This is a genomic window from Sphingobium cloacae (genome assembly GCF_002355855.1).
In the GTDB taxonomy this organism is placed as follows: Bacteria; Pseudomonadota; Alphaproteobacteria; order Sphingomonadales; family Sphingomonadaceae; genus Sphingobium; species Sphingobium cloacae.
The window spans coordinates 3,324,957-3,339,025 of sequence record NZ_AP017655.1; the positions used below are offsets into that span (position 1 = coordinate 3,324,957).

A 14,069-nucleotide genomic window follows, 5' to 3' on the forward strand; every position below is an offset into this window, starting at 1 on the left:
CGCTTCGCCCGGCGCGAACGGCTAAGGAATGCCCATGCCTCCCTTGCCCAACATTCCCGCCGACGCGCGCCTTTATCTGCGCCCCGCCTGGTTCGTCGCGACGCCCATCGGGCTGCCGGACGGCGCGGCGGCGCGGATGGGGAGCGGGCTGGTCTGGTTCCAGGCCTATGAACTGACCGCGCGCCGGGGCGCCGAACGGCTGGCGCGGGTGACGATCCCCGTCGAAGGCTTCGCCGATGCCATCGCCGGCCTGCCGGACCCGCTGGCGGAAAGGGCGCTGTGCTTGGCCGCGAATATCTCCGCGCCGCGCGCGCCGCTGGCGCTTGGTGATCAGACGATCCGTTTCGACGCGCCGCAACTGATGGCGATCCTGAACGTCACGCCCGACAGCTTTTCCGATGGCGGACGGCATGCCGGCGATCCGCAGGCAGCGGCGGACGCGGGCTTCGCCATGGCGGCGGCGGGCGCGGCGCTGGTCGACGTGGGGGGCGAATCCACCCGTCCCCGCGCGCAGAAGATATGGGAAGGCGACGAGATCGCCCGTGTCGTGCCCGTGATCGAGCGTCTGGCGGTGGCGGGCGTGCCGGTGTCCGTCGACACGCGCAAGGCGGCCGTGATGGAGGCCGCGCTCGCCGCCGGGGCCAGGGTCGTCAACGATGTGAGCGCCCTGCGCCACGATCCGCGGAGCATGGAGGTCGTGGCGGCGACGGGCTGCCCGGTGGTCCTGATGCATGCGCCGTCGGCGGGCGACGATCCGCATGAAAATCCGGCGGGCTATGGCGATGTCGTCGCGGATGTGTTCGACATGCTGGAGGCGCGGATCGAAGCCTGCCTCGCCGCCGGGATCGCGCGGGACAGGATCATGGTCGATCCGGGCCTTGGTTTCGGCAAGGGACTGGCCGACAATCTGGCATTGGTGAACGGCCTTGCGATTTTTCAGGGGCTGGGCGTCCCGCTGCTCTTCGCGGGCAGCCGCAAGCGGATCATCGGCGCGCTCTCCAACGAGGCGCCCGCGTCGGACCGGCTCGGCGGCTCGGTGGCGCTCGCCTTCCGCGCGGCGGAACTGGGCGCGCAGATGGTGCGCGTCCATGACGTCAGGGAAAGCATGCAGGCCCTGCAACTCTGGCGCGGGCTTGCCGATGCGGGGTTGAGCGCGGTTTAGTTGCCTGACGCGTTGGCCGCTGCCGTTGGGCTGGCGCCTTCCCGCGTCTCGCTGCGGGGCGCGAATATCCGCAGGCTGTCGAGCAACTTTTCCGCGATACCCTGATATTGCTCGCTCAGCATTTCGGGATAGACGAAGGTGGCCGTGACGATGGAGCCGTCGGGCTGCTTCAGCAGGCGCAGGGCGATATTATTGCCCTCGCCGTCATTCGCCGTGCCGCGATATTCATTGTCGCCGATGAAGTCGCCGTCGACGCCTTCCGATCCGTTGCTGGCCGCTTCCACGATCTTCTGCAACGTCTGGTCGCCGTCATTCTTCTGCCAGAAGACGCGCACGTCCGCGCCCGCGCCGGGATCTTCATAGACCACGCCGTCCGCATTGCTGCCCGCGGCATCCTTCACCCAGCCCTCGGGAAGGGTGACGGAAAAACCGCGCTCCGCATTCACATAATTGCGGTTTTCGGTTTCATCCGCCTTCTGCTGGTTGGCGATGGCATTGGCGGCCGCGGCATTGGCGGCCGCGGCCAGCTCCTCCTGGCTGGGCATGTCGCCCACGGGTTCCGCCCGCCCGCAGGCGACCAGGGCGAGGAAGGGAAGGCAGGCGGCAAGGGATGCGCTTTTCATGTCCTGCTCAAAAGCATAGCCGCCGCGATATTTCAACGGCGCACCGCACTTCTTCGGGATGATGCGCCTTCGCGCCGGGACATGCGGGCGCTCAGGCGGCGCTGTCGATGCCCAGTTCGGCGAGCTTCCGGTAGAGCGTCGAGCGGCCGATGCCCAACCGCCGCGCGACTTCCGTCATGCGTCCGCGATAATGGCCGATGGCCAGGCGGATGACGTCGGCTTCTATTTCGGCCAGCTGGCGGACATGCCCGTCGCCTTCGAACAGGGTGATGCCCGCGCCCTCGCGATGCGGCTGGCGGATGGAGGCCATGCGGATCGACGGCACGGCGTCGCGCGCGCCGATCTGCGCGGCGATCTGGGGGAAGTCCTGCGGCGTCAGCGCGTCGCCATCGCACAGCACGGCGGCGCGGAACAGCGCGTTCTGCAACTGGCGCACATTGCCCGGCCATTCATGCTGCATCAGCAACGCCAGCGCCTCGTCCGTCAGGCCCAGGCTCCGCAGTCCCGGCTGCTCCGCGATCCGCGCCAGCAGATGACGGCACAGCGCCGGAATATCCCCGATCCGCTCGCGCAGGGGGGGAACGGTCAACTGCACCACGTTCAGGCGATAATAAAGATCCTCGCGGAATCGCCCCGCCTCGATTTCCTCCAGCAACCGCTTGTTGGTCGCGGCGATGACGCGCACGTCCACATGGACCGGGCGGCGCGCGCCGATGGGCTGCACCTCTCCGTCCTGCAACACCCGCAGCAGCTTGACCTGTGCCTCGAAGGGCATTTCGCTGATTTCATCCAGGAAGATGGTGCCGGTATCGGCCGCCACGAATTTGCCGATATGCCGTTCGAACGCGCCGGTGAAGGCGCCGCGTTCATGGCCGAACAACTCCGATTCGACCAGATTGGCGGGAATGGCGCCGCAATTGACCGTCACGACCGCCTGCTTGTGCCGGGGGGAGGCCGCATGGATGGCCCGGGCGATCACGTCCTTGCCGACGCCGCTTTCGCCTTCGATCAGCACGGGGACGCGCGCGCGGGCCGCCTTGGCCGCGATGGCGAGCGCCGCGCGGAAGCGGGGGGCGGACCCCACTACATCCTCGAACGAGAGGGGCGCGGTGATCTTCTCCGTCAGGGGGCGCAGTTCGCTATTGATGTCGTCCTCGCTCAGCGTGGCGTTGAGCGCGGCGAGCAGCCTTTCCGGCGCGATGGGCTTGGACAGATAATCCGTGGCCCCGGCGCGCATCGATTCGACCGCCATCGCCACATTGTCATGGGCCGTCAGCACGAGGATCGGCAGGGCGGGCCGCCGCGCGCGCAATTCCCGGATCAGTTCCGCCGGTTCATAGGACGGGCACCATTGGTCGAGCAGGATCGCGTCCAGCCGCATCCCGTCCTGCGTGCCCAGCGTCGCGATGGCGGTTTCGCCGTCGTTTGCGAAGATCGTGCGCCATCCGGCGCGCGCGGCCAGCGCGGACACCAGACGGCGCTGCGCGGGCTCGTCATCGATCAGCATCAACATGGGAACGCTGTCGCGCGCCATCTCATCCCTCATTCCACTACAGGCGGCAAAGTCTAGCGCAGGGGGGTAAAGGCGCCCTTAACCTGAAAGATTTTCTTGTTGCTTTGCGGGTTGAGGGGCAGGCAGGCAGGAGATAAGAGGGTCGACGACTGGACTGGCAGAGAGGAAGAGAGGGCATGGCCCAACAGGATAATATGCAACATGCGAACGAAACCTATGCGGGTTTCGTGGACGTCGTTAAGTGGGGCACGATCGTTTCCCTGATCGCGACCGCGATCGTGGTGCTGCTGATCTCGAACTGAAGGTCGGTTTGCACAGGGGGATGCCATGAAAATTGCAATCATCAAGGAGCTTGCCGAAGGCGAGCGCAGGGTCGCCGGCACGCCGGAGACCGTGAAGAAATTCAAGGCTTTGGGCGCTGATGTGGCGGTTGAAAGCGGCGCGGGGCTGACCGCTTCCGTCGCCGATGCCGACTATGCGGCGGCTGGAGCCGTGCTGGGTGATCGTGCCGCGACCGTCGCGGGCGCGGACATCATCCTGGGCGTTCAGGCCGCCGATCCGGCCAGCCTTTCCGGCGCGAAACCGGGCGCCTGGGTCGCCGCCGGTTTCAACCCGTTCGGCGAGCGCGCCCGCGTGGACGCCTATGCCGCGGCGGGCTTCGAGGCACTGGCGATGGAGTTCATGCCGCGCATCACGCGTGCGCAGTCGATGGACATCCTCTCGTCGCAATCGAACCTGTCGGGCTACAAGGCGGTGCTTGACGCCGCGGCCGAATATGGCAAGGCTTTCCCGATGATGATGACGGCGGCGGGAACGGTGTCCGCGGCGAAGGTCTTCATCATGGGCGTGGGCGTCGCGGGGCTTCAGGCGATCGCGACCGCCCGTCGCCTGGGCGCGCAGGTGTCCGCGACGGACGTGCGATCCGCTACCAGGGAGCAGATCGAATCGCTGGGCGCGAAGCCGATCTTCGTCGAAAGCGTCAAGGGTATCGAGGGCGAAGGATCGGGCGGCTATGCCACCGAAATGTCCGAGGAATATCAGAAGGCGCAGGCCGAACTGGTATCCGGGCACATCGCCAAGCAGGATATCGTCATCACCACCGCGCTCATTCCGGGCCGTGCCGCTCCTCGCCTCATTTCCGACGGGCAGATCGCGTCGATGAAGCCGGGCAGCGTGATCGTCGACCTTGCCGTCGAGCAGGGCGGCAATGTCGAGGGCGCCGTAGCGGGCGAAGTGGTCGAACGTCATGGCGTCAAGATCGTGGGGCACAGGAACGTGCCTTCGCGGCTGGCGGCGGACACGTCGGCGCTCTTCTCGCGCAACCTCTATAATTTCCTGTCCGCCTTCTGGGACAAGGAAAAGAACGCGCCCGTGCTGGACGAAGAGATCGGCAACGCCATCCGCCTGACGCAGGGCGGCAAGGTCGTGAACGAGCGCCTTCTGGGGTGAGATAACGGCGCGCGGTCCCATGGGACTGCGCGCGCCATGTCCTGCGGGAAAGGCGGGACGAACGGGGAGTAGGAAAGATGGACTTCATCTCCATCCTGTCGATTTTCGTGCTGGCGTGCTTCGTCGGCTATTATGTGGTGTGGTCGGTGACGCCGGCGCTCCACACGCCGCTGATGGCCGTCACCAACGCCATTTCTTCCGTCATCATCGTCGGCGCGCTGGTCGCGTCGGCCGAAGCGGGCAGCGCGGCCGCCAAATATCTGGGGCTGCTGGCCGTGGTGCTGGCATCGGTCAACATCTTCGGGGGCTTCGCGGTCACGGAACGCATGCTGGCCATGTACAAGAAGAAGGAGCGCAAGTGATGCTGCAGACCGTCATCGCGATGGCCGCGGCAGGCGCGCAAGGCGTCGCCGCTTCGCCCTTCGTCTCGCTCGCCTATCTGGTCGCGGGCGTCCTTTTCATCCTCGCGCTGCGCGGGCTGTCCAGCCCTGCGTCGAGCCGCCGGGGCAACCGCATGGGCATGGCGGGCATGGCGATCGCGGTTGCCACCACCCTCTATACCCATGATGTCATCTCCCTGCCGGAGATCGTCGGGGCGATCGCCATCGGTGGCGCGATCGGCTTCGTCATCGCGCGCAAGATCGCGATGACCGACATGCCGCAGCTTGTCGCGGCTTTCCACTCGCTTGTCGGCCTGGCGGCGGTGCTGGTGGGCGCGGCAGCCTATCTCAATCCCGGCGCTTTCGGGATTCTGGATGCGCTGACGGGCGAAATCCATAATGCCAGCCGCATCGAGATGGGGCTGGGCGTCGCCATCGGCGCGATCACCTTCTCCGGTTCGGTCATCGCCTTCCTCAAGCTCAACGGCAATATGTCGGGCAAGCCGATCCTGCTGCCCGGCCGGCACATCATCAACCTGGGCACGCTCGCCGCGATCCTGGGCCTGATCGCGTATTTCCTGACCGACCAATCGCCCTGGATCTTCTGGACCGTCACGGCGCTCAGCTTCATCATCGGCTTCCTGCTGATCATCCCCATCGGCGGCGCGGACATGCCGGTCGTCGTGTCGATGCTGAACAGCTATTCGGGCTGGGCGGCGGCGGCCATGGGCTTCACGCTGGGCAACACCGCGATGATCATCACCGGCGCGCTGGTGGGTTCGTCGGGCGCGATCCTGAGCTACATCATGTGCAAGGCGATGAACCGCGGGTTCCTCTCCGTGATCGCGGGCGGCTTCGGCGCGGAAGCTGGCCCCTCGGGCGGCGGCGCGGCGGCGGTCGACCGCCCCTACAAGCGCGGCAGCGCCGAGGACGCGGCCTTCCTGATGAAGCAGGCGGACAGCGTCATCATCGTGCCCGGTTACGGCATGGCGGTCAGCCAGGCGCAGCATGCGCTGCGCGAAATGGGCGACCTGCTCAAGAAGGAAGGCGTTTCAGTGAAATACGCCATCCACCCGGTCGCGGGCCGTATGCCGGGGCACATGAACGTGCTGCTGGCCGAAGCGAATGTCCCCTATGACGAGGTGTTCGAACTGGAGGACATCAACAGCGAATTCGGCCAGGCCGACGTCGCCTTCGTCATCGGCGCGAACGATGTGACCAATCCGGCGGCCAAGACGGACAAGACCTCGCCCATCTACGGCATGCCGATCCTGGACGTCGCCAATGCCAAGTCGGTGCTGTTCGTGAAGCGCTCCATGGGCGGCGCGGGCTATGCGGGCGTCGACAATGAAGTCTTTTACATGGACAACACGATGATGCTGCTCGCCGACGCCAAGAAGATGGTCGAGGAAATCGTCAAGGGTCTTGCCCACTAAGGCAGGCATCCCGTAACGCTATGACGGACGGCGGCGCTTCACGCATCGCCGTCCGTTTCCTTTTTCGGAGTGATGGGGGCCACCTATGCGTAAACTCGGTCTGATCGGTGGGCTCAGCTGGATTTCCACCGCCCGCTATTATGAGATCATCAACCGGGCCATCCATCGGGCGAAGGGCGGATTCCACAGCGCGCCGCTGCTGATCGAAAGCCTGAACTTCGCGGATGTGGGCCGCAGCGTCACGCAGGAGGATTGGGACGGCGTGGCGCAACGTCTGGTCGGCTCCGCGCGCAGGCTGGAGCAGGCCGGGGCGGAAAGCCTGATGATCTGCGCCAACTCGATGCACCGTGTCTATGACGAGGTGCAGGCGGCGGTGGATGTTCCCATCATCCACATCGCCGAAGTCGTCGGCGCGCAGATGGCGGCGGACCATGTGGAAAAGGCCGCACTGATCGGCACGCGCAACGTGATGATGGAGAAATTCTACCGCCAGCGGCTCGTCGGCCACGGCGTATCGCTGTTGCCGCCCGACATGGAACTGGCCGACCGGATCGACCAGATGGTCTATGAGGAACTGACGCTGGGCAAGATCGGCCGCGAAAGCGAGCGGTTCATGAAGTCCGAACTGACCGACATCGCCAAGGAGGATGTGCAGGCGGCCGTGCTGGCCTGCACGGAACTGGAACTGGTGGTGGACGTGAAGGCGAATGTGCTGCCGATCTACGACTGCACCTCTATCCACGCCATGGCGGGCGTGGATTTCATTCTTGGGCAGTAGCGGAACGGACGGTCTTTCGCCCTGAGCTGGGCGAAAGCGTAAACAGCTTGCTTCGTTTCGCGGCAGGCCCTTCGACGCCTCTCGCGGCGGCGCTCGGGACAGGCAGACTGCGCTCGGCCCGAACGGATGCGAGCATCCGCAACCGGCCGAATCTTTCCGCTTATTTGAACGCCTGGCTGATCGAGCAGGCTGCCGGACCCAGGATCACCACGAACAGTGTCGGCAGGATGAAGAGGATCAGCGGCACCGTCATGATCGCGGGCAGGCGCGCGGCCTTTTCCTCGGCGCGCATCATGCGTTCGTGACGGAACTCGGCGGACAGGACGCGCAATGCGGAAGCCAGCGGCGTGCCATATTTCTCCGTCTGGATCATGGTCGTCACCACGCCCTTCACCGCGTCCAGATTGACGCGCGTGGCGAGATTTTCGAAGGCCATGCGCCGGTCCGTCAGGAACGCCAGTTCGATCGCGGTCAACTGGAACTCGTCGCCCAGCTCGGGATAGGCCTTGCCCAGTTCGCGCGCCACGCGGCTGAAGGCGGCGTCTACGGTCAGCCCCGCCTCGGCGCAGATCACCAGCAGGTCGAGCGCGTCGGGCAACCCCTTGCGGATCGCGGCGGACCGTTTCTGGACCTTGTTGTTGATGTAGAGGTCGGGGCCCTTGTAAGACAGCAGCAGCGCGCCCGCGAATACCATGAACCGCTTGAACCCGCCCCAGTCAGGGAAGACGTCCAGCCCATAGATCAGCAGCGCCGCCATGCCGCCGATGGCGATCGGCAGCACCATGCGGGCGAAGATGACGGCGACGGCCCATTCCTTCGAGCGGATGCCCGCCTGCGCCATGCGGGTCTGCACGTCGCGAAGCTGGTCGTCCTGCAACACCTGAAGGCTCGACAGGAAGGAGCGCATGCGATCAGTCGTCTGGTTCTTCTTGACCAGCTTGGCGCGCCGCTTGGCGGTGGAGGCGGTGATGCCCGCCTTCAATTGCTCGCGCCGCTCGTTCAGCGCCTTCACGCGCTTGGCCATCGGATCGCGCACGGTCATGACCGTATAGAGCGCGAAGATGACCGCTGCCGTGGCCAACCCGGCAAGCAGCGTGCCGAAATCGGTGGCGCTGAGGCCGAAGAGGGTGCCTGCTGGGGCCGCTTCCATGATTGCCTTGCTCCCCTGTCAGATCTCGAAGTTGATCATCTGCGCCATGATGAAGGCGCCTATGCCCATCCAGCACATGCCCCCGATGCCGATCACCTGCATCAGCGACAGGCCGAACAGGCCCATGGGATCGGGCGTGTAGAAGGGGCTCATATAATCGAAGTTGATGTAGCTGATGAGGCCGAAGACGATGAACGGCAGCGCGCCGATGATATAGGCCGATGCCTTGGATTCCGAGGACATGGCGCGGATCTTCAGCTTCATCTGCGCGCGCTGGCGCAGCACGGTGGCGAGGTTCGACAGCGTTTCGGCGAGGTTGCCGCCGGTTTCCCGCTGGATCGCTAGCGAGATGACGAAGAACTGGAACTCCGCCGTGCCCAGTCGGTCGGCGGTCTCCTGCAACGCCTGGTCCATCGTCTTGCCGATCTTGATGCGCTCGGTGATGAGGCGGAACTCCTCGCCGACGGGGCCGGGGATTTCCACGGACACGACGCCCAGCGTCTCGGCGATGGGAAGGCCCGAGCGCAGGCCGCGCGTCAGCAGCTCCAGCGCGTCGGGGAATTTGGCGTTGAACTGGGCGATCCGCTTGTTGATGAGGCGGCTGACCCACCAGTGCGGCAGGCCCAGGCCCGCCGCCAGCGACACCATCAGCGCGAAGAAAAGCGGAAATCCGCGCAGCATCATTACCGCCGCCATGAACAGGAAGATCACGGCGCAGCTCGTCATATACTGGCTGAGCGTCCATTTCTTGCCGGTCATCCGAAGCCGCTTGGTCAGATTGTCCGGATTGGGAATCAGCGACACCAGCATCTTCATTTCGGTGATGGGCTGGCGGCTGTCGATCGCGCGGCGCATCCGCGCTTCCAGCACCGCTTCGGCGGAATCGCTGTGCCGCCCGCGGATCAGCGCGATGCGGCGCTTGCGGGCCTTGTCGGGCGACGGGCCGGAAAAGGCCGCGAAGACGAGCCCCAGGAGGGTCGCCAGCAGCACCGCCATCAGGATCATCTTGCCGTCCATCTGCTCGCCCGTTCCGTTTCAGCAGGGGACGCGACGCCGCGCGGCGTCGCGCCGCATCAGTGGGTTGCCGCCGCCTTGGCCTTGCGCGAAGGAATGATGTTCTTGAGGTCGCCCAGCTTGCCGAGCAGGGAGTCGCCCTTCTTGCGGCCGCCTTCCTCCTCCTCGGCCTCGGCGGCGCCCAGCACTTCCTTCACCATCGTCGCGCAGGCCGCGCCGACCTTGCCGCCCTTGGCGGCCTCGGCCAGCGTCTTGCCCAGCTTCGCCGCCTGCGATGCGGCCCTGATGTCGAAGGGGATGAGCACATCGATGGAACGCTCGATCGACTGTTCGAAATCCTTGCGGCTGATTTCCGGCGATCCGGGATGGACGCGGTTGGCGATCACCAGAACGCGCGCCTGCGGGGCGCCGCCCTTGAGCCATGACAGCACGCGGATGGTGTCCCGCGCGCCCGCCAGGGTCATTTCCGTGACCACCACCGCCACATTGACGTCGCCCATCAGGTGCGGATGCTGGATCATCATGCCGCGCGGCAGGTCGATCACCGAGCATTCGAAGGCGGTGCGGAACTCCTCCAGCAACTGATAGAAGGCCCCGCCGTCCGACATCATCGGCATGCTGATCGGCGCTTCGGCCGACAGGATCGCCAGATTGTCGCTGGCCCGCACCATGGCGCGCTCGATGAACAGGCCGTCGATGCGGCCCGGATTCTCGATCGCGTCGATCAGGCCGCGGCCCGGCTCCAGGTCCATGGCGAGCGCGTCGGTGCCGAAATGGATGTCGAGGTCCAGAAGCGCGGTCGAGCGCTGATGCTGTCCGCTGAGCAGCCAGGCGAGCGAGGTCGCGAGGCTCGACGCGCCCACGCCGCCGCGCGTGCCGATGACGGCCGCCGTCATATGCGGCCGCTCCACGGCACCTTCGCGGGGGGCGAAGAACACGGCCTGGGCCTGCGCCAGCGCATCGCGGAGCTGGTCCGCGCCGAAGGGCTTGAGCAGATAATCCTGGATGCCGCTCGCCAGCAGGTCGCGATAAAGGCGCACGTCGTTCACCTGGCCTGCGGCGATCACCACCGTGCCCGGCTCGCACACTTCGGCGAGGCTGTTGATGTCGTTCAGCGGATCGCCGCTTTCGGACATGTCGACGAACAGGATCTGGGGCGACGCGGTGATCGACAGGCTCTGGACGGCGTTGCGCATCCCGCCCTTGTTCACCTTTTCCGGCGCCCACCCCATTTCGGCGGCCACCGCGCGGAGAAGGTCGAAGCTGTGATCGTCGCAGACGAAGGCGTGGAACGGATCACGCTGTCCGTTCATGCCGGGTTTCCAGGGCGCGTTCATCTTATTGGGCTCCATATTGCGACTTGAGTTCGCCCGATCCGGTCGGCGCCTTTTCGCGATAGGTGGAAATGGCGCGGTTGGAGGTGGCGGTGCGCAAATCGCTGTCGCTTCCCTGACCGCGCACCAGATCCTCCGGATTGGCGATCATCGCGGCGAAATTGCTGTTCATGGCGCATCCATAGTTGGACGATGCGCCCAGATTGGCGTCGGTTTCCGCTTTGCTGGACCAGTTGGGGCAGCCGGGTACGCTCGCCATGGCGCGGCGCACGATCAGGCGCACGCCGCCTTCAGAAGCGGTGCCGGCGATGGCCGAACTGTCTTCATCGATCAACAGCCCATGCCGCGCGACGACATTGGCGATGCCTTCGCGCAGGGCCGGGCCGACGGCGGCCGGATCGCCGGTGAGCGAAACGCGGTCACCATAGCCTAGGCCGATGGAGGCGAACCAGTCGTTCAGGCGGCGCGCTTCCGGAACGGAAAGATCGCCATCCATGCCGGGCCGCACATCGAAGGTGTAGGCCGCGTGGCTCACCACCGGCTGATGGATCGTATCGACGCTGCGATTGACTTTGGAACCGCGCGCTTGCGTCGCGCCGGGAATGGCGATCAGGGCGATCAAGCCCAGCTGGACGATGCCTTTCAAGGAACGGGCTGTCATGATCTTCGTCCTTCCGTCAGTAGCTGAAGCCAGGGGTGGCGTCGCTCGCCTTGGCCGCCTTGCGATGGTCGCGCGCCGCCATGGCGGGCATCGATGCCGAAGCCTGGGGGCCGGGCGCGGGCATGGGCACGTCGGGACCGCGCGTCGGCGCGGGCGCGCGGCCGCCGCTGATGCTGTCATTGGCCTGCTGCAGGAACAGGCCCTGGCCTTCAGTCGCGGTGCGGAAGGCGTCGGTGGGCAGCCGGATGTCGGATGCGTTGACCGGCTTCACCAGATAAGGCGTCACGACGATCACCAGTTCGGTTTCATTGCGCTGAAAACTGCGCGATTTGAACAGGCTGCCCAGGATCGGGATGTTGCCAAGGCCCGGCACCTTGTTGATGGTGTTGCCGGTCTGATTGTTCAGCAGACCCGCGATCATGAAGGCCTGCCCCGATCCGAGCTCCACCGTGGTTTCCGCCGTGCGGGTCCTGAGCGCCGGCGTATTGACGTCGAGCGAGAAGTCGAGGCTGGAAACCGTGGGGCGGACGCGCAGGGAAATCCGGCCGTCGGCCAGCACCGTAGGCGTGAAGGCGAGCTGGACGCCATATTGCTTCCATTCAAGGCTGTTGCCCTGCGTGCCGTTGCTGACCGTATAGGGAAACTCGCCGCCCGCCAGGAAGCTTGCCGTTTCGCCGGAGAGCGCGGTCAGGTTGGGCTGCGCCAGCGTGGTGGCCAGGCCACTCGATTCCGCCAGGTCCAGGACGCCTGCGATGTCGATGCCCAACAGGCGGGCGACGCCGCCGATGCTGTAGCCTCCGTCAAAGGGACTGTTGAAGGTCCACAGATTCTTGTTGGGGTCATAGCTGCCGAAATTACGGGTGCCGCCGCCCAATATGCCCTGCGTCTGGCCGTTGCCGCGAAGGGTAGGGCCGCTGAAATTCGTACCGATCTTGTGGCCGAGGTCCCGGCTGACTTCCGCGATCTTGACCTGAAGATTGACCTGTAGCGGCGTCGCCATGCGCAGGCGGCTGACCACGGTCACGTCCTTGCCCACGAAAGCCTGCGTCAGCCTTTCGGCTTCGGCGGCGTCCTCGGGGGCGGCGATCGTGCCGGTCAACAGGACCATGCCGTTCATCTTGTTCGCCGCGATATTCGCTTCGGGCATCGCCAGCCGCAGCATGTCGTCGATATTGGTCAGGTTGTTGCCGACCCGCACGGTGCCGGAAAACAGGACCTTGCCGTTCTTCGCCGTGACGAAGACGGTGGTCTCGCCCGCTTTCTTCGCCAGCAGGTAGAGCTGGTTCTGCGACCGGACGTGGACGTCCGCCACGTCGGGATCGGCGATCACCACGTCCGACATGGGCGCGGGCAGGTTGATGACCCGGCTGCCGCCCACCGACAGCAGGATCGCATTGTCCTGCATGGAGGAGGGAGCCGCGTTGAGAGCCGTGGTCGGCATGGCCGCCGCCGCGAGCGCGAGGCCGAGGGCGATCGCCGGCGTTGCCATCGGCTTGATCGCCGCCGTCCGGCGGAGCAGGTGCAATCCCTTCATCTTACTTCCCCCCGACCGGAACATCGGTCACATTGGTGCCGCGCGCGACGCGGATCGTCGGCCCCTGAAAGACGGCCGTTCCCGCGGGAGCGCCATTGGGGTCGGCGGGCGCGGCCTGCTTGGCCGGGACGCTGCTGCGCTGGTAGCGCGACACGTCGGCGCCCGTGGAATAGGTGCTGCCGCGATCGATGGGCCGGGCCTGAAGGCTCGCGATCATCTTCTTTTCGGCGTTCGGATTGGCGCCGTCGGGCAGGTCCTGATCGGTGCCCGCGATGGCGGCGTCCAGTTCGGCGGCATTGTCCGCGATCGAGCGCAGCGACAGCGACAGCGAACCGACGGTCTGCGCGACCGCGATCTTCTCCGCGATCTTGGGCGTCACTTCCAGCGTGACGTTGGAATAGGTCCGCACGACCGGCTTGCCGTCATCGCCCATCGCGTCCATGCGCTGATCGGTGGCGAGCACGCGCAGGTTGCGCAGGATGGTTTCGGATACCTTGAGCGGTTCGCCTTCGCCGCCGCCCGATACGCTCTGCGTCAGGACCAGATCGATGCGGTCGCCCGGAAAGACGAAGCCCGCGACCGAGCTTTGCGCCGACACCGGCACCGTCACCGCGCGCATCCCCGGACCCAGCGCGGCGGCCAGGAAGCCCCGGTCGCCCGGCTTGATCAGCGAACCCTGCGTCAGCGGCTGGCCCGCCGTGATGGCGTTGCGCACGACGCTGCCCGCCAGCTTGGCGGGATCGGCCTCGCCCTTCAGATAATAGGCCTGTTCGACCAGATCCTTGGGCCAGGGCTGGAAGCGGAAGCTCTCAGCATCGAGGATGGTGCCCACCGGCAGCGCCTTGGTCGCGACCAGCACATGCGGCTGGTCGGCGGCGACCGGCATCGACGCGGCATTGACCTGCGGCGCGCTGGATGAGCTCAACATGCTGCGCGCCAGCAAGGCTGTCGTGACCGCCACGAAAAGCGCCCCCACCAGCAGCACGATCTTTTTTGCTTCCATGACGAAATTCGCCTCCCTCAAGCGGGTGCACT

The 14,069-nt window shown here is 65.9% G+C and carries 14 protein-coding genes; 6 read left to right on the forward strand and 8 right to left on the reverse strand.

Going from position 1 to position 14,069, the window contains the following annotated elements; translation table 11 throughout:
• Nucleotides 1-34 precede the first annotated feature (34 nt).
• Nucleotides 35-1,162: a dihydropteroate synthase gene (gene folP, locus SCLO_RS16330; RefSeq protein ID WP_066518415.1), complete on the forward strand. Its 1,128-nt coding sequence runs from the start codon at nt 35-37 to the stop codon at nt 1,160-1,162.
• On the opposite strand, the gene SCLO_RS16335 is transcribed toward folP, so the two are convergent.
• Together SCLO_RS16335 and SCLO_RS16340 are read right to left on the reverse strand one after the other, a co-directional pair.
• On the reverse strand, nt 1,159-1,785 hold the full coding sequence (locus SCLO_RS16335; protein ID WP_066518421.1) for a hypothetical protein: 627 nt from the start codon (nt 1,783-1,785) through the stop codon (nt 1,159-1,161). The two genes, folP and SCLO_RS16335, sit on opposite strands and share 4 nt — an antisense overlap.
• Before the next feature lie 91 nt (nt 1,786-1,876).
• Nucleotides 1,877-3,319, reverse strand: coding sequence for a sigma-54-dependent transcriptional regulator (locus SCLO_RS16340; protein ID WP_066518384.1), 1,443 nt, complete (start codon nt 3,317-3,319; stop codon nt 1,877-1,879).
• Between the two features lie 155 nt (nt 3,320-3,474).
• Here SCLO_RS16340 and SCLO_RS23975 point away from each other — a divergent pair, with 155 nt between their 5' ends.
• The 5 genes from SCLO_RS23975 to SCLO_RS16360 all read left to right on the forward strand — a co-directional run bounded on the left by SCLO_RS23975 (nt 3,475) and on the right by SCLO_RS16360 (nt 7,341).
• Nucleotides 3,475-3,600 carry an aa3-type cytochrome c oxidase subunit IV gene (locus tag SCLO_RS23975; protein WP_066518383.1) on the forward strand — a complete coding sequence of 42 codons (126 nt, stop codon included), beginning with the start codon at nt 3,475-3,477 and terminating at the stop codon, nt 3,598-3,600.
• Between the two features lie 25 nt (nt 3,601-3,625).
• Nucleotides 3,626-4,747, forward strand: coding sequence for an NAD(P) transhydrogenase subunit alpha (locus tag SCLO_RS16345; protein ID WP_066518382.1), 1,122 nt, complete (start codon nt 3,626-3,628; stop codon nt 4,745-4,747).
• A 77-nt stretch (nt 4,748-4,824) separates the two neighbouring features.
• Nucleotides 4,825-5,109: an NAD(P) transhydrogenase subunit alpha gene (locus tag SCLO_RS16350; protein WP_066518381.1), complete on the forward strand. Its 285-nt coding sequence runs from the start codon at nt 4,825-4,827 to the stop codon at nt 5,107-5,109.
• A 20-nt stretch (nt 5,110-5,129) separates the two neighbouring features.
• A complete protein-coding gene (locus SCLO_RS16355; protein WP_066518413.1) occupies nt 5,130-6,563 on the forward strand; it encodes an NAD(P)(+) transhydrogenase (Re/Si-specific) subunit beta in 1,434 nt (477 codons plus the stop codon).
• 85 nt (nt 6,564-6,648) lie between these two features.
• Nucleotides 6,649-7,341: an aspartate/glutamate racemase family protein gene (locus SCLO_RS16360; protein ID WP_066518378.1), complete on the forward strand. Its 693-nt coding sequence runs from the start codon at nt 6,649-6,651 to the stop codon at nt 7,339-7,341.
• Between the two features lie 160 nt (nt 7,342-7,501).
• Here the strand turns inward: SCLO_RS16360 and SCLO_RS16365 are convergent, their stop codons facing one another.
• Genes SCLO_RS16365 through cpaB form a run of 6 tightly spaced genes read right to left on the reverse strand, consistent with a single transcriptional unit; the run spans nt 7,502 to nt 14,037 of the window.
• Nucleotides 7,502-8,491, reverse strand: coding sequence for a type II secretion system F family protein (locus tag SCLO_RS16365; RefSeq protein WP_066518375.1), 990 nt, complete (start codon nt 8,489-8,491; stop codon nt 7,502-7,504).
• Nucleotides 8,492-8,509: 18 nt separating this feature from the next.
• Nucleotides 8,510-9,508: a type II secretion system F family protein gene (locus tag SCLO_RS16370; RefSeq protein WP_066518374.1), complete on the reverse strand. Its 999-nt coding sequence runs from the start codon at nt 9,506-9,508 to the stop codon at nt 8,510-8,512.
• A gap of 56 nt (nt 9,509-9,564) precedes the next feature.
• Nucleotides 9,565-10,842, reverse strand: a complete 1,278-nt coding sequence (locus tag SCLO_RS16375) for a pilus assembly protein CpaE (RefSeq protein ID WP_066518373.1) — start codon at nt 10,840-10,842, stop codon at nt 9,565-9,567.
• A 1-nt stretch (nt 10,843) separates the two neighbouring features.
• Nucleotides 10,844-11,500 carry a CpaD family pilus assembly lipoprotein gene (locus tag SCLO_RS16380; protein WP_066518372.1) on the reverse strand — a complete coding sequence of 219 codons (657 nt, stop codon included), beginning with the start codon at nt 11,498-11,500 and terminating at the stop codon, nt 10,844-10,846.
• 16 nt (nt 11,501-11,516) lie between these two features.
• Nucleotides 11,517-13,034, reverse strand: coding sequence for a type II and III secretion system protein family protein (locus SCLO_RS16385; protein WP_066518371.1), 1,518 nt, complete (start codon nt 13,032-13,034; stop codon nt 11,517-11,519).
• A gap of 1 nt (nt 13,035) precedes the next feature.
• Nucleotides 13,036-14,037, reverse strand: coding sequence for a Flp pilus assembly protein CpaB (gene cpaB / locus SCLO_RS16390; RefSeq protein WP_066518370.1), 1,002 nt, complete (start codon nt 14,035-14,037; stop codon nt 13,036-13,038).
• Nucleotides 14,038-14,069 lie beyond the last annotated feature (32 nt).